This is a genomic window from Thermaurantimonas aggregans (genome assembly GCF_003851885.1).
Classification (GTDB): domain Bacteria; phylum Bacteroidota; class Bacteroidia; order Flavobacteriales; family Schleiferiaceae; genus Thermaurantimonas; species Thermaurantimonas aggregans.
The window spans coordinates 25,370-43,805 of the sequence record NZ_BHZE01000023.1; the positions used below are offsets into that span (position 1 = coordinate 25,370).

Sequence of the window (18,436 nt, forward strand, 5' to 3'; positions counted from 1 at the left end):
TATCTTCGCAGCCCGATCTAAATTGTATTTTATGCCTTCCGGCAAATCTTCCAAATCCAAAAAAAATACATCTTCAAAAAATCAATCCCTTGCCTTCGACTTATTGAGTTTAGATTTCAGTTCGGTATTAATAGGTCGCAGATATAGAGTTTTACGTCTCTTTCTTTGGAAGGAACGCCAATTTTTACAATCGATCATCATTTTTTTTATCATAGCCGGCATTTTTTATCCTTACCCAAAGGTGGCTATGTGGCTGGGTTTTGCGTTTGCGGGCTACAGTGCTATAGCCAATGATTCCATTCAGACCATAGGAACCTTTTTGTCGTCGAATGCTGATAAAAAGTGGTGGGTACTTTGGCTTTTTATAGGCGGTATTTTTTTGGTTACGATGACTACAGGGTGGATAATCTATGATGGCGATGTATCTTTTCAACGATTGCAATCCAAAGGATTTGAAAAGGTCCCGGAATCTTTTACCTTTTTACAATTAGCCGCCCCGCTTGTCCTACTCATTCTCACACGATTGAGGATGCCTGTATCAACTACTTTTTTGCTGCTCAGTACATTTTCGGCTACGAGTTCAGGCATTATGAGCGTCTTGCAAAAAAGCCTTTTCGGGTATGTGATTGCTTTTGTGGTATCTTTAAGCGTTTGGTTTGTTTTTGCCAAAGGGATAAACAACCTAAACAAAGGAAAAGCACACCCCATTTGGACAGCTTTACAGTGGTTTACCTCTGGCGTGCTTTGGTCAGTATGGCTGATGCAAGATGCAGCTAACATTGCTGTGTTTTTGCCTCGCAGTCTTTCTATATACGAATTTTTAGCATTTGTAAGCTATGTATTCTTCGGCATCGGCTTACTGCTTTATTTCAGAGGAGGGAAAATACAGAATATTATTAACGAGAAATCAGCCGTAAAAGACGTTCGCGGAGCTACGATCATTGATTTTATTTACGCGATGATCCTTTTGTTTTTCCAGAACTTGAGCAATATCCCCATGAGTACTACATGGGTCTTTCTTGGATTGTTGGCCGGTCGGGAGATTTCAATGAATTTATCACCCCTTTACACAACGATCAAGCAGAAAAAACTGCCGATAGTATTTAAGCTCGTGTGGCGCGATGCACTTTTTGCTTTATTAGGTCTATTGATCTCTGTTGCTATGGCTGTAGCTGTGAATCCTTCGATTCAGAAGGAAATCATGAACTTTTTTAACGGCCTTTAAAAGTTAAAGGACGCTTAAAAATTCTTGCTCAAAAACATTTTTTACTCAAGTAAAACCCGCGAAGTACCTAAATAAGGCTTAAATCAATCGGTGAAAAACCGCCGGGAAAAAAAAGCATAATTACTTATTTGTCAGGAAAAAAAAATATGTACATTTGCAGCCCCAATTAACGGGGGTATATTTTATTGTAAAACAAGAAATTTATTTTTTGCAATCATATGCCAACCATTCAACAACTGGTTAGAAAAGGAAGAACCAAGATTAAAAAGAAGAGCAAGTCAATAGCACTTACGGCTTGCCCTCAAAGAAGAGGGGTATGTACACGTGTGTATACCACTACCCCGAAGAAACCGAACTCAGCCATGCGTAAGGTGGCCCGTGTAAGGCTAACCAATGGCAATGAAGTAAACGCCTATATACCAGGCGAGGGCCACAACTTGCAGGAGCACTCTATCGTACTTGTAAGAGGCGGCCGTGTGAAGGACTTGCCCGGTGTAAGATATCACATTGTGCGCGGAGCACTTGATACAGCCGGTGTAGAAGGTCGTCGTCAGAGAAGAAGTAAGTATGGCGCCAAGCGTCCGAAAAAGGGTGCAGCTGCAGCAGCCCCAGCAGCTAAAGGTAAAGGTAAAAAGTAATTCATAGCTGAATACAAATGAGAAAAGGTAGAGCTAAAAAAAGAATTTTATTGCCAGACCCCGTGTATGGCGATCAGCTCGTTACAAGGTTTGTGAATAACCTAATGTACGAAGGCAAAAAGGAAAAGGCCTTTAAGATTTTTTATGAAGCTATACAAATAGTGGAGCGCAAGTCTGAAAAGCCTAATGGACTTGAAGTTTGGAAGCAAGCTCTTACAAACGTAATGCCTCACGTAGAGGTAAGAAGCCGTCGGGTAGGTGGTGCTAACTTTCAGATTCCGGTGCCAATCCGTCCCGACAGAAAAGTTTCATTGGCTATCAAGTGGCTCATTCAATTCAGCAGAAAGAGAAATGAAAAAACCATGTCTCTCCGCCTGGCCAATGAGATCCTCGCTGCAGCTAAAGAAGAAGGAGCTGCTGTAAAGAAAAGAATTGACACACATAAAATGGCTGAAGCTAACAAGGCATTTGCTCACTTCAAAGTTTAAAATATGGCTAGAGATCTTAATTATACTAGAAATATTGGTATCGCAGCTCACATCGATGCTGGAAAGACCACTACTACAGAGCGTATTCTGTACTACACCGGTAAGACCCACAAGATAGGTGAAGTACACGATGGAGCTGCTACCATGGACTGGATGGAGCAAGAGCAAGAAAGAGGTATTACCATTACTTCAGCTGCTACTACCTGCCGTTGGAACTTCCCAACTGAGCAAGGCCGCAACATACCCGAGTCTAAAGAATATCACTTCAATATCATAGATACTCCAGGCCACGTTGACTTTACTGTGGAGGTAAACCGTTCGCTTCGCGTTCTCGACGGTCTGGTATTCTTATTTTCAGCTGTTGATGGTGTAGAGCCACAGTCTGAAACCAACTGGCGCCTTGCCGATAACTACAAAGTGCCTCGCATGGGCTTTGTAAATAAAATGGACCGCCAGGGTGCAGACTTTCTCGCTGTGTGCCGTCAGGTACGTGAGATGCTTAAATCTAAGGCTGTGCCCATCGTACTGCCCATCGGAGCAGAAGAAACATTCAAGGGCATTGTTGACCTTGTAAAAATGCGCGCCATTGTATGGCACGATGAAACACAAGGTGCCACCTTCGATGTTATCCCCATCCCCGATGACATGAAGGATGAGGTTGAAAAATATAGAAACGAGCTCATCGAAGCAGTAGCTGAGGTGGACGATAGAATCATGGAGAAATTCTTTGAAGACCCTGATTCCATCACTGAAGACGAGATTAATGCTGCACTTCGTAAAGCTACTATCGAAATGCGCATCGTGCCGATGCTCTGCGGTAGTGCCTTCAAAAACAAGGGCGTGCAGTTTCTGCTAGATGCAGTATGTCTCTACCTTCCTTCACCACTCGACAAAGAAGCAATCACAGGTACCGATCCCAACACCGGACAAGAAATTAAGCGCAAACCATTACCAACCGAGCCATTCTGTGCCTTGGCTTTCAAGATTGCTACTGACCCATATGTAGGTCGTCTGGCCTTCTTCAGAGTGTATTCGGGTAAGCTGGATTCAGGCTCATATGTATTAAATTCTCGTACCGGTAATAAGGAGAGAATTTCCCGCGTGTACCAGATGCATGCCAATAAACAGAATCCAATCGACTTCATCGAAGCCGGTGATATCGGTGCAGGAGTTGGATTCAAGGACATTAAGACAGGTGATACTCTCTGCGACGAGAAACATCCAATAGTGCTCGAAAGTATGGTATTCCCCGAGCCAGTGATTGGTATCGCCGTTGAACCCAAGACAAAGGCTGATATCGATAAGCTCGGTATGGCACTTTCGAAACTTGCTGAAGAAGATCCTACTTTCCAAGTGAAAACTGATGAAGCCACCGGGCAGACCATCATTAGTGGTATGGGTGAGCTTCACCTCGAGATTATTGTCGACCGCCTGAAGCGCGAGTTTAAAGTTGAAGTAAACGTAGGTCAGCCTCAGGTAGAGTACAAAGAAGCCCTTACAACCGCAGTTGAACATCGCGAGCTCTACAAGAAGCAAACCGGTGGTCGCGGTAAGTATGCTGATATCATCTTCCGCCTCGAACCAGCTGAAGAAGGTAAATCAGGCCTCGAATTCATCAATGAAGTTAAAGGTGGTAACGTACCTAAAGAATACATTCCTTCCGTAGAAAAAGGCTTTAAAGAGGCTATGAAAAATGGTCCTTTAGCTGGATACGAAGTAGAAGGAATGAAAGTTACCCTGATCGATGGTTCTTACCACGCAGTGGACTCTGACTCGCTCTCCTTCGAGCTTGCAGCCAAACTTGGCTTCAAAGAAGCCGCCAAAAAGGCAAATCCAGTGATTCTCGAGCCCATCATGAAGCTTGAAGTGGTAACACCCGAAGAAAACATGGGAGACATCGTGGGCGACCTTAACCGCCGTAGAGGTCAGGTAGTTTCTATGGACGACAGAGCAGGTTCTAAGGTGATCAAAGCTTTGGTACCCCTCTCTGAAATGTTCGGTTATGTTACCACTTTGAGAACCCTTTCTTCAGGGCGTGCAACTTCATCAATGGAATTCAGCCACTATGCTGAAACACCCAAGAACATAGCCGACGAAGTAATTGCTAAAGTAAAAGGACAGACAGTTAATTAAACCTCACACATGAGCCAAAGAATTCGAATTAAACTCAAAAGTTACGATCACAACCTCGTAGATAAATCAGCCGAGAAGATCGTAAAAACCGTGAAGAGTACTGGCGCTGTGGTTAACGGGCCCATTCCGTTACCTACCGATAAGCGCATCTACACAGTACTCCGCTCACCACACGTAAATAAAAAGAGTAGAGAGCAATTTGAGCTTAGTTCTTTCAAAAGACTGCTCGACATCTACAGCTCATCTGCCAAAACCATTGATGCCCTTATGAAGCTCGAGCTTCCAAGTGGAGTAGAAGTAGAAATTAAAGTGTAAATACCTCAATACATCATGCCCGGTTTAATAGGACGTAAAATAGGAATGACTAGCATTTTCAGTGCCGACGGAAAAATGATTCCTTGCACTGTGATAGAAGCTGGTCCTTGTGTGGTAACACAAGTAAAAACAAAGGACGTTGATGGATATGAGGCTGTTCAGCTCGCCTTCGGCGAAAGAAAGCCAAAAAATACCCCTCAACCTCTCCTCGGACACTTTGAAAAAGCCAAAACTACCCCAAAACAAAAATTGGCTGAATTCGATGTAAATGGTACTACCTATGAACTTGGCCAGATCGTAAATGTCGAAATCTTCAAAGAGGGAGACATAGTAGATGTGGCCGGTATTTCAAAAGGTAAAGGTTTTCAGGGCGTAGTCAAGCGCCACGGATTTGGTGGGGTAGGAGAGAGCACTCACGGTCAGCACAACAGAGCACGTCACCCAGGTTCAATTGGTCCTGGTTCTTATCCGGGTCACGTGGTGAAAGGTTTGCGCATGGCCGGAAGAACAGGAGGCAAGCGCGTTACAGTAAAGAACCTGAAAGTAGTAAAAGTAGATGTAGAAAAAAATCTACTGCTTGTAAAAGGCGCTGTACCAGGTCATAAAAACTCATTTTTAATTATTGAGAAGTAATGGAACTATCAGTATATACCATAGAGGGAAAAGATACAGGCCGCAAGGTAACTCTTGATGAGCGCGTCTTTGGAATTCAGCCTCATACACAATCAGTATATCTCGATATCAAAAGATATCTGGCTCATCAGCGGCAAGGTACTCATAAGACTAAAGAACGTGCCGAGGTAGCTCGCACCACCAAAAAGCACCACCGTCAAAAGGGAACTGGAGGTGCTCGCCACGGATCTTTGAAAAGCCCCATCCACAGAGGGGGTGGTACCGTGTTTGGTCCAAGACCCCACGACTATGTAGTTCGTCTCAACATAAAAACCATTCGTCTGGCTCGTCGCTCTGCTCTTTCAGCGAAAGCTGCCGAAAACGCGATCACAGTGGTTGAGGATTTTACCCTCGAAAAGCCAAAAACAAAAGATTTTCTTAATATTTTAAAAAACTTGCAATTGGCTGATAAAAAATCACTTGTGATCATCGGGGATAAAGATAACAACGTATATTTGTCGTCCCGAAATTTAGAGCAATCAAAAGTTGTAATTGCCTCTGAATTAAACACTTATCAGATTATGAATGCTCAAAATCTCCTCATATCTGAGAGTGCTTTGGGAAAAATTCAGGACACATTAACCAAGTAAGTCATGAGCATCTTAATAAAACCAATTATCACCGAAAAGGCAAATCGCCTCTCTGAGAAGAAAGGTGTGTATTGTTTTCGTGTGCAGACAGACGCCAATAAAATTCAGATAAAAAAGGCTATTGAAGAGGCTTATGGAGTTAATGTGGAAAGCGTAAATACTGCTATCATGCCGGCAAAAAGGGTGGTTAAATACACGAAAGCTGGAATGATACAGGGTAGAAAGCCAAAATTCAAGAAGGCCTATGTCAAGGTAAGAAGTGGTGAAGTAATTAACATATACGAAAACATTTAACGATGGGTCTTAGAAAATTAAAGCCGGTCACTCCGGGTACGCGGTTTAGAGTAATCAATGGATTTGATGCAATCACAACATCAACTCCCGAGAAATCGCTGCTCGTTCCAAAAAAGAAAACCGGCGGTCGCAATAATACTGGCAAGATGACCATGCGCTATCACGGCGGTGGTCATAAGAGAATGTACCGCGTCATCGATTTTAAAAGAGATAAGGAGGGCATTCCTGCAAAAGTTGCAACAATCGAGTACGATCCAAACCGAAGTGCTTTTATTGCGCTCTTACATTATGTGGATGGCGAAAAGCGGTACATCATAGCCCCTAATGGTCTTACAGTAGGTATGACTGTAATGAGCGGCAAGAGTGCTACGCCTGATTTAGGCAATGCGCTCTATCTTTCTGATATACCCCTCGGTACAATCATCAGCTGTATAGAACTAAAGCCCGGACAGGGTGCAAAGATTGTTCGATCAGCCGGCTCTTTCGCTCAACTCCTGGCTCGCGATGGCAAATACGCAGTTGTAAAATTGCCAAGCGGTGAAACCCGTCAGATCCTCGTGACTTGCAAGGCTATGATCGGATCTGTTTCAAACAGTGATCACTCACTGGTAGTTAGTGGTAAGGCTGGGAGAAGTCGCTGGCTCGGTCGTAGACCTCGCACACGTGGTGTAGCCATGAACCCGGTAGATCACCCCATGGGTGGTGGTGAAGGTCGCGCTTCTGGTGGTCATCCAAGATCAAGGAAAGGTATTCCTGCCAAAGGATACAAGACCAGAAACAGAAAGAAGTACTCCAATTCACTGATCATAGAACGTCGTAAAAAATAAGCTAAATGGCTCGTTCACTTAAAAAAGGACCTTATATCCACTACAAGCTCGAAAAGCGGATTCAGGAGAACATAGCTTCCGGCAAGAAGACTGTAATCAAAACCTGGTCAAGAGCCTCTATGATTTCACCTGATTTTATCGGTCAGACCATAGCTGTTCACAATGGTAAAGCTTTCATACCAGTGTATATTACCGACAATATGGTAGGCCACAAATTAGGCGAGTTTGCTCCGACGAGAACTTTCAGAGGCCATGCCGGAAATAGAAAAGATAAAGGTAAGAAATAAGATATTACATCATGGGAGTAAGAAAAAGACAAAGTGCTGAGGCAAGAAAGCAGGCAAAAGCCCCGAAGGCTACTGCTACTCTGAGAAACTGTCCGACCTCACCCCGTAAGATGCGCCTTGTGGCCGACATCATTCGCGGACAGAGAGTTGAAAAAGCACTTTTTATCCTCAGAAATACCGGCAAACATGCTGCTCGTGATCTAGAAAAAGCCCTTTTAAACGCTATCAATTCATGGCAGCAAAAGAACGAGGGTGCCAACGTAGATGAGGCCGGATTGTATGTAAGCAAAATAATGGTTGGCTGTGGTCCAACTCTAAAGCGTATTCAGCCGGCTCCTCAGGGTCGTGCACACCGCATCAGAAAGCGCTCAAACCATGTTTTCATCGAATTAGGAACCCTCTCAACCCCTTCAAACGCATAACAAATGGGTCAGAAAACAAATCCAATAGGTAATAGATTAGGTTACATCAGAGGCTGGGAATCAGCCTGGTATGGCGGCCGTAACTATGGAGATAAAATTGCTGAAGATTATCAAATACGCAAGTATCTATACGCACGCCTCAGCAGAGCAAACATCTCTAGAATAGTTATTGAGCGCACTTTAAAGCTCATCACTGTAACCATCACTACCGCTAAACCTGGCGTAATCATCGGCAAAAGCGGTCAGGAAGTAGAAAAACTGCGCGAAGAGCTCAAAAAGCTTACTGATAAGGAGGTTCAAATCAACATTTTCGAAATTAAAAGACCTGAGCTCGATGCTAAACTTGTAGCCGACAGCATTGCACGCCAGATTGAAGGTAGAGTTAGCTATAAGAGAGCTGTAAAGATGGCAATCGCCTCTACCATACGTATGGGTGCCGAAGGCATAAAGGTGCAGATCAGCGGCAGACTGAATGGCGCTGAGATGGCCCGAAGCGAGATTTATAAAGATGGTCGTATTCCCCTTCACACCTTTAGAGCTGACATTGATTATGCCCTTGGTGAAGCTCTTACCACCTATGGCCTTATTGGCATTAAAGTGTGGATCATGAAGGGTGAGGTATATGGCAAAAGAGACTTGTCTAATTTCTTAGGTGTTACTTCTAAGAAAACAAAAGGAAACGACAAGCCTGCCCTGCCATCCAAGCCAGCTAAAGGTAAGAGAAAGTCGAAAGTTTAAAATATTGTGCGATGTTACAACCTAAAAAGACTAAATATAGAAAGCAGTTTAAGGGCAGAATGAAAGGTGCCTCACAAAGAGGTGCCACAATCGCCTTTGGAAGCTACGGCATCAAATCACTGGAAGCTTCATGGATTACTGCTCGACAGATAGAGGCTGCCCGTATCGCTGCCACTCGTTACATGAAGAGAGAAGGTCAGCTCTGGATTCGCATATTTCCCGACAAACCCATTACCAAAAAGCCCCTTGAAGTTCGTATGGGTAAAGGTAAAGGTAATGTGGAATACTGGGCTGCTGTAGTTAAGCCAGGCCGAATCATGTTTGAAATCGATGGCGTTCCTTACGAAGTTGCTAAAGAAGCTCTTCGTTTAGCAGCTCAAAAGCTGCCGGTTAAGACCTCTTTTGTAGTGCGCAGAGATTTACAACTTCAACAATTGTAAGATCGTATGAAACAATCTGTTGTATCACAAATGACCACTGAGGAACTCAAGGAGCAAATTTTCGAAATGAAAAAAGCCCTTGAAAAACTCAAAGCCACTCATGCTATCACTCCACTAGAAAATCCGATGGAGATACGCAACAAAAGAAGAAGCATTGCGAGAATGCTCACTGAATTGACAAAAAGAAATAATCAAGTAGCCTAATAATTCACCCAATGGAAGCAGTAGCTACCAAAAGAAATTTTAGAAAAGAGCGCGTAGGTGTTGTAACCTCTACAGCTATGGATAAGACAATTGCTGTATCTGTAGAGCGTAAGGTGAAGCACCCGAAATATGGTAAGTTCATGAAAACTACCAAAAAATTTCATGCTCATGATGAGAAGAACGAATGCAAAGTAGGCGATATCGTTCGCATAATGGAAACTCGTCCGCTGAGCAAAACTAAGAGATGGAGATTAGTTGAAATAATCGAAAGAGCTAAGTAAGATGGTACAACAGGAATCAAGACTCACCGTAGCTGATAATACCGGAGCCAAAGAAGTTCTGGTTATCCGAGTAATAGGCGGTACCGGTCGTCGCTACGCATCTGTAGGCGATAAAATTGTAGTAACTGTAAAAGATGCATCGCCCTCTGGAAACGTAAAGAAAGGTCAAGTAGCCACCGCAGTAGTAGTGCGCACTAAAAAAGAGGTGAGAAGACCAGACGGATCATACATCCGCTTTGACGACAATGCTTGTGTATTGCTCAATGCCGCAGGTGAAATGAGAGGAACACGCGTATTCGGACCTGTAGCACGTGAGCTTCGCGATAAACAATACATGAAGATTATTTCATTAGCACCTGAGGTGCTCTAAAATATTGGAAAAATGGTAAAGATTCACATTAAAAAGGGCGATAAAGTTCGAGTGATCGCCGGAGATGACAAAGGTGCTGAAGGCGAGGTAATCCGAGTCATTCGCGATAAATACCGCGCTGTGGTAAAAGGCGTAAACATGGTGAAACGCCACATAAAGCCCTCAGCTCAAAATCCGCAGGGCAAAATTGTGGAAATGGAAGCCCCCATTCACATTTCTAACCTAATGCTCATCGATCCGAAGACCGGACAGCCGACCCGAATTGCAAGAAAAAGAGATGAGAATGGCAAGCCCATTCGTGTATCCAAAAAATCCAATGAAATCATTTGATCATGGAAGCTAAATATGTTCCTAATCTGAAAAAACATTATAAAGAAAAGGTGGTACCTGCTCTCATGCAAGAGTACTCTTATAAAAGCATTATGCAGGTGCCCCGTATTGAAAAAATAGTGATTAGCCAGGGTCTTGGTAAAGCGACAGCAGATAAAAAATTGATCGAATACGCTGTTGATGAGCTCACCAGAATAGCTGGTCAAAAGGCTGTTCCTACACGCTCAAAGAAAGACATCTCTAACTTTAAACTCCGTAAAGGAATGCCTGTAGGGGTGAAAGTAACCCTGCGAGGTGACAGAATGTACGAATTTTTGGAAAGATTGATGGTTGCAGCTCTGCCCCGTATTCGTGATTTTAACGGTGTAAAAGCAACAGGTTTCGACGGAAGAGGCAACTACAACATGGGCATCACCGAACAAATCATCTTCCCTGAAATCGATATCGACAAAGTAAATCAGATCTGGGGTATGGATATCACTATTGTGACAACTGCCAAAACCGATAAAGAAGCTAAGTCCCTTTTAACCTTATTTGGATTACCCTTTAAAAAGTAATTAGATGGCAAAAGAGTCAATGAAAGCGCGCGAAAGAAAGCGCGAAAAACTTGTAGCCAAATACGCAGCTAAGAGAGAAGCTCTGAAGAAGGCTGGAGATTATGAAGCACTTCAGAAGCTCCCAAAAAATTCATCTCCGGTAAGACTGCGCAATCGCTGTAAACTTACTGGCAGACCGAGAGGTTACATGCGCCAGTTCGGAATTTCGCGTGTATTGTTCCGCGAAATGGCTAACAACGGTCTGATCCCGGGTGTAAAAAAGGCAAGTTGGTAATTTGTTTAATATAAAAAATTAAAGTATGTACAGCGATCCGATTGCTGATTTTCTTACCAGAATACGCAATGCTGTGACAGCAGGACACAAGGTGGTAGAAGCACCATCTTCAAAGATGAAGCTCGAGATAGCCAGGATCTTAAAAGAAAATGGCTTTATTCACAGCTACAAAACCATAAAGCCCGAAAAGGGTCCAGAGATTTTAAAAATAGCTCTCAAGTACGACCCTGTAAATCGCATTCCTGCTATCAGAAGCATTAAGCGAGTAAGTACTCCAGGTCTTCGCATTTACAAAGGTGTACATGAACTTCCGCGTGTGCTCAACTCGTTGGGTATCGCCATTATATCTACCAACAAGGGTGTAATGACCGACAAGCAAGCCAGAAAAGAAAATACTGGCGGAGAGGTAATTTGTTATGTTTATTAATCGCTTTTAAGTCATGTCAAGAATAGGTAAACTTCCCATCACCATACCAGCCGGTACCGAAGTGACCATCGGTCAGGACGAGGTAACCGTAAAAGGTAAATTGGGAACTCTTACAACTAAATACAACCCCGTAATCGAGATTAAAAAAGAGGGTAATACCATCACTCTAACTCGCTCTTCTGATGAAAAAACTGTAAGAGCTCTACATGGACTCTACAGAGCTCTGATAGCCAATATGGTAACAGGCGTTACTCAAGGCTTTGAAAAGCAACTTGAGCTTGTAGGGGTTGGTTACAGGGCAAATGCTACTGGTCAACTACTGGACCTCTCTCTTGGATACTCGCATAACATTGTAATCGAGCTACCCAAAGAAATTAAAGTAGAAACAATTAACGAAAAGGGTAAAAACCCTATCATTAAGTTGCAATCACATGACAAGCAACTGCTTGGAATGGTGTGCGCGAAAATTCGGTCCTTCCGTCGCCCAGAACCATACAAGGGTAAAGGAATTCGCTTTGTAGGCGAAATCGTGAGAAGAAAAGCTGGTAAAACTGCAAGTAAAGGTAAAAAATAAGCCATGGCTCTTAGTAAAATTGAACGCAAAGCGAGAATTCGCAAGAGAATACGCAAGGTTGTTTCTGGTACAGCTGAGCGTCTGCGCCTGTCTGTATTTAGAAGCAACAACGAAATATATGCACAGCTCATTAACGACGAAACAGGCACTACACTTGTAGCTGCTTCTACCATGCAAAAAGATATAAGAGAGAAAATTGCAGGAATGACGAAAGTAGAAGCAGCTCGTGAAGTGGGTAAAGCACTGGCTATTAAGGCGCTTGAAAAAGGTATCGAAGTTTGTGCTTTTGATCGCGGTGGAAACCTCTACCACGGAAGAGTGAAAGCTTTGGCAGAAGGTGCACGTGAAGGTGGTCTAAAATTTTAAACGATGAAACAAAAAAATTATATACAAAGAGTTAAGCCCAGCGGTCTTGAATTAGTTGATCGCCTTGTAGCTGTAAACCGCGTTACTAAGGTAACCAAAGGAGGTCGTCACTTCCGCTTCTCAGCCATAGTAGTGGTGGGCAATGAAAATGGTATAGCCGGCTATGGCTTAGGTAAGAGCAACGACGTATCTGAAGCTATAGCAAAAGGCGTTGAAGATGCTAAAAAGAACCTCGTCAAAATACCCATTGTAAATCATACTGTGCCACACGAGCAAGAGGCTAAGTATGGAGGTTCAAGAGTTTTCTTGCGCCCTGCCAGCCATGGTACTGGTGTGATAGCGGGTGGTGCTATGCGCGCCGTGCTCGAATCGTTTGGTATTCACGACGTACTGGCAAAATCAAAGGGTAGCTCAAACCCACACAATGTGGTAAAAGCCACTTTCAGAGCATTGACCTCTATGCGCGATGCATATCAAGTAGCTAAAGATCGCGGAATTACCCTCGATCAGTTGTTTAACAAATAATTTCTATCACCGTGGAAAGGGTTAGAGTAACCAAAGTGAGAAGTACCATCAAGGCTTCAAAAAATCAAAAACTCAATATGAAAGCCTTGGGTCTGAATAAAATTAACTCCAGCAACGAATTTGACCTTACCCCACAAATTGCTGGAATCATTGAACGTGTAAAACACCTTGTTAAAGTAGAAAAAATTTAAAGAATGAAACTTGAGAATTTAAGGCCTGTTGAAGGATCGACACATCGCCAAAAGCGCATTGGTCGCGGTGAAGGTTCAGGACACGGAGGCACTTCTACTCGCGGTCATAAGGGTGATAAGCAGCACTCTGGCTTCAGAATAAAAAGAGGTTTTGAAGGTGGTCAGATGCCCTTGCAGAGAAGAATTCCAAAGTACGGTTTCAAAAATATCAACAGAGTTGAATACCGTGCTATCAACCTCGATGTGCTTCAAACTTTGATCGACAACAATAAAGTAACTGACCGAATCGCTCCGGAAGATTTGGTCAAAAATGGCTATGCCAGCAAAAACGATTTGATCAAAATACTCGGCAGAGGTGAGATCAAAGCTAAAGTAGAGGTAATAGCTCACAAATTCTCTAATTCTGCAATAGAGGCTATTCAGAATGCCGGAGGCACTGTAGTGACCATTTAAACCGTATTCAATGAAAAAATTTATTGAAGTACTGAAAAATATCTGGAATATCGAAGAGCTAAGGTCAAAGATCCTACTGACCTTAGGTCTTCTCTTCGTGTACAGACTGGGTTCTAACGTGGTGCTGCCAGGTATAGACCCCGATAGCCTCTCAGCACTTCAGCAGCAGACTGATGACAATAATTTACTCGGTATTCTCAACGCTTTCACAGGAGGAGCTTTTGCCAATGCAAGTGTAATGGCTCTTGGCATTATGCCATACATCTCTGCTAGTATAGTTATACAATTGTTGGGCATCGCGGTACCAAGCATTCAAAAGCTCGACAAGGAAGGCGAGAGCGGTAGGAGAAAGAAAAACAACTACACTCGTATTCTTACCATCTTCATTACTCTTGCCCAGGCACCCGGCTATCTTGCTAACTTGATTGCTCAGCAGGTTCAGATAACAATCAGTCCTTCAACATTCTGGTTTCTTGGTATTTTAGTTTTAGTTACCGGAACTATTTTCGCTATGTGGCTGGGCGAGCGAATTACCGATAAAGGAATCGGTAATGGTATATCGCTGCTCATTATGATTGGTATCATTGCTACATTGCCTCAAGCTTTTCTGCAAGAGCTCATTACAAAAATTGAGAATCAAACAGGTGGTCTTCCCTTATTCTTGATTGAAGTAGCCGCTCTATTTGTTGTGATTCTTTTTTCAGTGGCGCTCATTTCGGCTACCCGAAAGATACCAGTTCAATACGCTAAACGCGTGGCAGGTGGACGTATGGCCGATACACAGCTTTCGCGCAGCTATATTCCACTCAAGGTAAATGCTGCAGGGGTGATGCCGATCATTTTTGCCCAAGCAATCATGTTCATACCAATTACAATTCTTACCTATGCCGGCGCTACCGACAATCTCGGGTGGATAGTTTCTCTATTTGGCAATATCAGTGGCTTTTGGTACAATTTCCTGTTTGCTGTTTTAATCATCCTTTTCACTTACTTCTATACTGCTATTCAGATCAATACCAATCAAATGGCTGATGATCTGAAACGCAACGGGGGATTTATTCCGGGTATTAAACCTGGTAAGCCAACCGCTGAATACATCGACCTCATTTTGTCTCGAATTACACTGCCCGGGGCTATCTTTTTGGCAATCATTGCTATACTTCCAGCCTTTGCAATGCAAGCTGGGGTTACTACGCAGTTTGCCTACTTCTACGGTGGCACCTCGCTTTTAATTATGGTGGGTGTAGTAATAGACACTTTACAGCAAATTGAAAGCTATTTACTGGCAAGACATTACGATGGCTTGATCCAGAGTGGTAGGATTAGAGGTAGATCATCCATTTCGGTTGAACAATAAAATCTACTAAATGGCAAAGCAGGCTCTAATCGAACAAGACGGAACCATTATCGAAGCACTTTCAAACGCCATCTTCAGAGTGGAACTCGAAAATGGCCACGTGGTAACCGCACATATTTCTGGTAAAATGCGAATGAACTACATCCGCCTTTTGCCAGGTGACAAAGTGAAAATGGAAATTTCACCCTACGATTTAACCAAAGCAAGAATCATTTATAGATATTAATCCATCATGAAAGTAAGAGCATCTCTCAAAAAAAGAAGTCCTGAATGCAAAATCGTGCGCAGAAAGGGCAGACTGTATGTCATTAACAAAAAGAATCCAAAATACAAACAAAGACAAGGGTAAAACTTTGAACTATGGCCAGAATTGCAGGTATTGATTTACCAAAGAACAAAAGAGGAGAAATAGGCCTGACCTATATCTTCGGTATCGGCAGAAGCCGTGCTCGTACTATACTCGATATGGCTGGCGTTGATTACGATACCAAAGTACAGAACTGGACCGATGAGCAAATCCAGGCTATCCGCAAAGTGATCTCTGAAAACTTTAAGGTTGAAGGTGAGCTGAGGTCTGAAATTCAGCTCAACATCAAACGTCTGATGGATATCGGTTGCTACAGAGGTATCAGACACCGCAATGGTCTTCCAGTTCGCGGACAAAGAACAAAGACCAACGCCCGCACACGCAAGGGTAAGAGAAAGACTGTAGCTAATAAGAAGAAAGCCACCAAATAATCATTGAATACCTATGGCTAAAAATACCAAAACAGTAAAAAAGCGCATTGTAAAAGTAGAGGCCGCCGGTGAGGCGCACATCAATGCTACCTTTAACAACATCATTATATCTCTCACAAATTTAAACGGTCAGGTAATCAGCTGGTCGTCAGCTGGTAAAATGGGCTTCAGAGGTTCAAAGAAAAATACCCCTTACGCTGCACAGATGGCCGCTGAAGATGCCGCTAAGAATGCTCTTGAAGCCGGATTGAAAAAAGTGAAAGTATATGTAAAAGGTCCAGGAGCTGGTAGAGAATCAGCCATCCGAACCATCCACAATACTGGTATAGAAGTAACTGAAATAGTGGACGTAACACCAATTCCTCACAACGGCTGCCGTCCGCCTAAGAAAAGAAGAGTATAATAACAATTTTAATCATCCAAATGGCACGATACAGAGGTCCGTTATCAAAAATAGCCAGAAGATTTGGAGAGCCAATCTTCGGCCCAGATAAAGCCCTGGAGCGCAAAAACTATCCTCCGGGCATGCATGGTTTTACCCGTAAGAGAGGTAAAAAATCAGAATACGCCATACAGCTTGCTGAGAAGCAAAAGGCGAAGTACACCTACGGAATTCTCGAAAAGCAATTCAGAAATCTCTTTGAAAAGGCTAACAGAGCAAAAGGTATTACTGGGGAAATTTTGCTTCAGCTCTGCGAAATGAGGCTCGACAACGTAGTGTATCGCCTCGGCATTGCTCCCACTCGCAGAGCTGCTCGTCAGTTGGTTAGCCATCGCCATATTGAGGTAAATGGTGAAGTAATCAACATTCCGTCATATCACTTAAAGCCTGGAGATGTGGTGTCTGTAAGAGAGAAATCAAGGTCTCTCGAAGCAATTAATCTTACGAAAGGCACAAAGATGGATTGGCTCGAATGGAACAGCGCTACTGCCTCAGGCCGAGTGCTAAACGCTCCACAGCGCGAGCAAATCCCAGAAAACATCAAGGAACAGCTTATCGTCGAGTTGTACTCTAAATAATTAATTCAAACACCTGATTCTATGGCTATTTTAAATTTTCAAAAGCCTGATAAAGTTATTTTAATTCATAGCAACGACTTTGAAGGTCAGTTTGAATTTAGACCTTTAGAACCCGGCTATGGTCTGACAGTGGGCAATGCCCTTCGCAGGGTTCTGCTGTCTTCACTCGACGGATATGCCATTTCTTCCATACGAATCGATGGTGTAGAGCATGAGTTTTCTACTATAAAAGGCGTAGTAGAAGATGTAACGGAAATGGTTTTAAACTTCAAACAAGTTCGCCTGAAAAATCAAATTCCTTCTCAGGAAAATGAGCTTGTTAAAGCCTCTTTTAGCGGAATGAACCGCATCACTGCTGGTGATTTGGGAAAGTTCATCTCTGCTTTCAAAGTGCTGAATCCGGAGCTTGTAATTTGCAATCTCGACCCCTCCGTTACACTCAACATCGAGTTTACCATCGACAAGGGTAGAGGGTATGTGCCAGCTGAAGAAAACAAAAAAAGTACTGCTCCACTGGGTACCATCTTTCTCGATACCATTTACACGCCGATTAAAAATGTCAAATACAGCATTGAGAACTATCGTGTAGAGCAGAAAACTGACTACGAAAAGCTCATCATCGAGATCGTAACAGATGGTAGCATCACCCCTCAAGATGCCCTCACCGAGGCAGCAAAAATCTTGATCGAGCACTTCATGCTCTTCTCTGACAAGCTGGTAAATGTAGAGCCAGTTAAGGTAGAAGAGCCTGACACATTCGACGAGGAGATCATCCGCATGCGCAACTTGCTAAAAACAAAACTCACAGATCTCGATCTTTCAGTGAGAGCGCTTAACTGCTTGAAGGCTGCGGAAGTCGAAACCCTCGGAGATCTGGTGTCGTACACCAAACAAGATTTGATGAAATTCAGAAATTTTGGAAAGAAGTCGCTCACCGAGTTGGAGGAACTCATCGAGTCAAAAGGCCTCTACTTCGGAATGGACTTATCAAAATACAAATTAGACAAGGAATAAAAAATGAGACACGGACGCAAAGTAAACCACCTTGGCAGAAAAGCCGGTCACCGCAAAAATATGCTCTCCAATATGGCGAGCTCCCTCTTGCTGCACAAAAGAATTACCACAACACTGGCCAAGGCGCGTGAATTGAGAAAATTCGTTGAACCTTTGATCACTCGCTCAAAGGAAGACAATACGCACAACCGCCGTATAGCATTCTCTTATCTGAAAAATAAATATGCCGTTACAGAACTTTTCAGGGAAATATCTGTAAAAGTGGCTGATAGACCGGGAGGCTATACCCGAATCATCAAATTAGGAAATCGACTCGGCGACAATGCTGAAATGGCTTTGATCGAGCTGGTAGATTACAACACCCTTTACACCAACGATAAATCTGCTAAGAAGACCCGCAGAAGTCGCAGAGGTGGCAAATCAAAATCAGCTCAATCTGTTACTGAAGCAGCAACACAAACCGAATCGGCCACCACTCAATCACAAGCTGAAAACATTGCCGAGTCAACGGAAACTAATGAAGCTGATAAGGCGTAGAATTTCAAAGTATATCGATTTCAAAAGAAGCTGTCCTAAAAGAGGGCAGCTTTTTTTTATCAGTTTTTAAATGGTATTTAATGTTACAAAAAATGAATTAGACTTAAAGCAGGTTTTTGGTAGTGATATTTCAAAAAATTGATTTTTGA

Annotated in this window: 33 protein-coding genes; all 33 read left to right on the forward strand. The window is 43.1% G+C overall.

The genetic code is table 11. The annotated features are described in order from the left end of the window. Window positions 1-31: 31 nt before the first annotated feature. Window positions 32-1,225 (forward strand): hypothetical protein, encoded by a 1,194-nt coding sequence (locus tag EIP89_RS09690; protein ID WP_245966138.1) that lies wholly within the window; start codon window positions 32-34, stop codon window positions 1,223-1,225. A 218-nt stretch (window positions 1,226-1,443) separates the two neighbouring features. Further along, window positions 1,444-1,863 (forward strand): 30S ribosomal protein S12, encoded by a 420-nt coding sequence (gene rpsL, locus EIP89_RS09695; protein WP_124398483.1) that lies wholly within the window; start codon window positions 1,444-1,446, stop codon window positions 1,861-1,863. Between the two features lie 17 nt (window positions 1,864-1,880). Beyond that, window positions 1,881-2,351 carry a 30S ribosomal protein S7 gene (rpsG, locus tag EIP89_RS09700; RefSeq protein ID WP_124398484.1) on the forward strand — a complete coding sequence of 157 codons (471 nt, stop codon included), beginning with the start codon at window positions 1,881-1,883 and terminating at the stop codon, window positions 2,349-2,351. A 3-nt stretch (window positions 2,352-2,354) separates the two neighbouring features. After that, the gene (gene fusA / locus EIP89_RS09705) at window positions 2,355-4,484 is read left to right on the forward strand and encodes an elongation factor G (protein WP_124398485.1); all 2,130 of its coding nucleotides are present in this window, start codon (window positions 2,355-2,357) and stop codon (window positions 4,482-4,484) included. A 9-nt stretch (window positions 4,485-4,493) separates the two neighbouring features. Then, on the forward strand, window positions 4,494-4,799 hold the full coding sequence (rpsJ, locus tag EIP89_RS09710; RefSeq protein ID WP_124398486.1) for a 30S ribosomal protein S10: 306 nt from the start codon (window positions 4,494-4,496) through the stop codon (window positions 4,797-4,799). 15 nt (window positions 4,800-4,814) lie between these two features. Continuing rightward, window positions 4,815-5,432, forward strand: a complete 618-nt coding sequence (gene rplC, locus EIP89_RS09715; protein WP_124398487.1) for a 50S ribosomal protein L3 — start codon at window positions 4,815-4,817, stop codon at window positions 5,430-5,432. Continuing rightward, window positions 5,432-6,061 (forward strand): 50S ribosomal protein L4, encoded by a 630-nt coding sequence (gene rplD, locus EIP89_RS09720; protein WP_124398488.1) that lies wholly within the window; start codon window positions 5,432-5,434, stop codon window positions 6,059-6,061. The genes rplC and rplD overlap by 1 nt, the downstream gene beginning before the upstream one ends. Window positions 6,062-6,064: 3 nt before the next feature. Continuing rightward, a complete protein-coding gene (gene rplW / locus EIP89_RS09725; RefSeq protein ID WP_124398489.1) occupies window positions 6,065-6,355 on the forward strand; it encodes a 50S ribosomal protein L23 in 291 nt (96 codons plus the stop codon). A gap of 2 nt (window positions 6,356-6,357) precedes the next feature. Next, complete coding sequence (rplB, locus tag EIP89_RS09730; protein ID WP_124398490.1) at window positions 6,358-7,182, forward strand: 50S ribosomal protein L2; 825 nt, start codon at window positions 6,358-6,360, stop codon at window positions 7,180-7,182. A 5-nt stretch (window positions 7,183-7,187) separates the two neighbouring features. Further along, window positions 7,188-7,469 (forward strand): 30S ribosomal protein S19, encoded by a 282-nt coding sequence (rpsS, locus tag EIP89_RS09735; RefSeq protein WP_124398491.1) that lies wholly within the window; start codon window positions 7,188-7,190, stop codon window positions 7,467-7,469. Between the two features lie 11 nt (window positions 7,470-7,480). Then, a complete protein-coding gene (rplV, locus tag EIP89_RS09740; protein WP_124398492.1) occupies window positions 7,481-7,891 on the forward strand; it encodes a 50S ribosomal protein L22 in 411 nt (136 codons plus the stop codon). Window positions 7,892-7,894: 3 nt separating this feature from the next. Next, complete coding sequence (gene rpsC, locus EIP89_RS09745; RefSeq protein WP_124398493.1) at window positions 7,895-8,629, forward strand: 30S ribosomal protein S3; 735 nt, start codon at window positions 7,895-7,897, stop codon at window positions 8,627-8,629. Window positions 8,630-8,640: 11 nt separating this feature from the next. Continuing rightward, window positions 8,641-9,069 carry a 50S ribosomal protein L16 gene (gene rplP, locus EIP89_RS09750; protein ID WP_124398494.1) on the forward strand — a complete coding sequence of 143 codons (429 nt, stop codon included), beginning with the start codon at window positions 8,641-8,643 and terminating at the stop codon, window positions 9,067-9,069. Window positions 9,070-9,075: 6 nt separating this feature from the next. Beyond that, window positions 9,076-9,273: a 50S ribosomal protein L29 gene (rpmC, locus tag EIP89_RS09755; RefSeq protein ID WP_124398495.1), complete on the forward strand. Its 198-nt coding sequence runs from the start codon at window positions 9,076-9,078 to the stop codon at window positions 9,271-9,273. 11 nt (window positions 9,274-9,284) lie between these two features. Continuing rightward, window positions 9,285-9,554, forward strand: a complete 270-nt coding sequence (gene rpsQ, locus EIP89_RS09760; RefSeq protein WP_124398496.1) for a 30S ribosomal protein S17 — start codon at window positions 9,285-9,287, stop codon at window positions 9,552-9,554. A 1-nt stretch (window position 9,555) separates the two neighbouring features. After that, window positions 9,556-9,924, forward strand: a complete 369-nt coding sequence (rplN, locus tag EIP89_RS09765) for a 50S ribosomal protein L14 (protein WP_124398497.1) — start codon at window positions 9,556-9,558, stop codon at window positions 9,922-9,924. A gap of 12 nt (window positions 9,925-9,936) precedes the next feature. Beyond that, window positions 9,937-10,254, forward strand: a complete 318-nt coding sequence (gene rplX / locus EIP89_RS09770; RefSeq protein WP_124398498.1) for a 50S ribosomal protein L24 — start codon at window positions 9,937-9,939, stop codon at window positions 10,252-10,254. 2 nt (window positions 10,255-10,256) lie between these two features. Next, window positions 10,257-10,811, forward strand: coding sequence for a 50S ribosomal protein L5 (gene rplE, locus EIP89_RS09775; protein WP_124398499.1), 555 nt, complete (start codon window positions 10,257-10,259; stop codon window positions 10,809-10,811). Window positions 10,812-10,815: 4 nt separating this feature from the next. Then, window positions 10,816-11,085, forward strand: coding sequence for a 30S ribosomal protein S14 (gene rpsN / locus EIP89_RS09780; RefSeq protein ID WP_124398500.1), 270 nt, complete (start codon window positions 10,816-10,818; stop codon window positions 11,083-11,085). 25 nt (window positions 11,086-11,110) lie between these two features. Continuing rightward, entirely contained in the window at window positions 11,111-11,512 is a 402-nt protein-coding gene (rpsH, locus tag EIP89_RS09785) for a 30S ribosomal protein S8 (RefSeq protein ID WP_124398501.1), read from the forward strand. A 13-nt stretch (window positions 11,513-11,525) separates the two neighbouring features. After that, entirely contained in the window at window positions 11,526-12,086 is a 561-nt protein-coding gene (rplF, locus tag EIP89_RS09790) for a 50S ribosomal protein L6 (protein WP_124398502.1), read from the forward strand. Window positions 12,087-12,089: 3 nt separating this feature from the next. Continuing rightward, window positions 12,090-12,452, forward strand: coding sequence for a 50S ribosomal protein L18 (rplR, locus tag EIP89_RS09795; RefSeq protein ID WP_124398503.1), 363 nt, complete (start codon window positions 12,090-12,092; stop codon window positions 12,450-12,452). Between the two features lie 3 nt (window positions 12,453-12,455). Continuing rightward, the gene (rpsE, locus tag EIP89_RS09800) at window positions 12,456-12,977 is read left to right on the forward strand and encodes a 30S ribosomal protein S5 (protein WP_124398504.1); all 522 of its coding nucleotides are present in this window, start codon (window positions 12,456-12,458) and stop codon (window positions 12,975-12,977) included. Window positions 12,978-12,988: 11 nt separating this feature from the next. Beyond that, entirely contained in the window at window positions 12,989-13,168 is a 180-nt protein-coding gene (rpmD, locus tag EIP89_RS09805; RefSeq protein ID WP_124398505.1) for a 50S ribosomal protein L30, read from the forward strand. Between the two features lie 3 nt (window positions 13,169-13,171). Next, window positions 13,172-13,621: a 50S ribosomal protein L15 gene (gene rplO / locus EIP89_RS09810; RefSeq protein WP_124398506.1), complete on the forward strand. Its 450-nt coding sequence runs from the start codon at window positions 13,172-13,174 to the stop codon at window positions 13,619-13,621. A gap of 10 nt (window positions 13,622-13,631) precedes the next feature. Continuing rightward, window positions 13,632-14,978 (forward strand): preprotein translocase subunit SecY, encoded by a 1,347-nt coding sequence (gene secY / locus EIP89_RS09815; protein ID WP_124398507.1) that lies wholly within the window; start codon window positions 13,632-13,634, stop codon window positions 14,976-14,978. Between the two features lie 10 nt (window positions 14,979-14,988). Beyond that, window positions 14,989-15,204, forward strand: coding sequence for a translation initiation factor IF-1 (gene infA / locus EIP89_RS09820; RefSeq protein ID WP_124398508.1), 216 nt, complete (start codon window positions 14,989-14,991; stop codon window positions 15,202-15,204). A gap of 6 nt (window positions 15,205-15,210) precedes the next feature. Next, window positions 15,211-15,327 (forward strand): type B 50S ribosomal protein L36, encoded by a 117-nt coding sequence (gene ykgO, locus EIP89_RS09825; protein ID WP_037360644.1) that lies wholly within the window; start codon window positions 15,211-15,213, stop codon window positions 15,325-15,327. A gap of 11 nt (window positions 15,328-15,338) precedes the next feature. Further along, entirely contained in the window at window positions 15,339-15,716 is a 378-nt protein-coding gene (gene rpsM, locus EIP89_RS09830) for a 30S ribosomal protein S13 (protein WP_124398509.1), read from the forward strand. A gap of 13 nt (window positions 15,717-15,729) precedes the next feature. Further along, on the forward strand, window positions 15,730-16,119 hold the full coding sequence (gene rpsK / locus EIP89_RS09835; protein WP_124398510.1) for a 30S ribosomal protein S11: 390 nt from the start codon (window positions 15,730-15,732) through the stop codon (window positions 16,117-16,119). A gap of 20 nt (window positions 16,120-16,139) precedes the next feature. Further along, window positions 16,140-16,736 carry a 30S ribosomal protein S4 gene (rpsD, locus tag EIP89_RS09840; protein ID WP_124398511.1) on the forward strand — a complete coding sequence of 199 codons (597 nt, stop codon included), beginning with the start codon at window positions 16,140-16,142 and terminating at the stop codon, window positions 16,734-16,736. 21 nt (window positions 16,737-16,757) lie between these two features. After that, complete coding sequence (locus tag EIP89_RS09845) at window positions 16,758-17,750, forward strand: DNA-directed RNA polymerase subunit alpha (protein ID WP_124398512.1); 993 nt, start codon at window positions 16,758-16,760, stop codon at window positions 17,748-17,750. A 3-nt stretch (window positions 17,751-17,753) separates the two neighbouring features. Continuing rightward, complete coding sequence (gene rplQ / locus EIP89_RS09850; RefSeq protein WP_124398513.1) at window positions 17,754-18,287, forward strand: 50S ribosomal protein L17; 534 nt, start codon at window positions 17,754-17,756, stop codon at window positions 18,285-18,287. Window positions 18,288-18,436 lie beyond the last annotated feature (149 nt).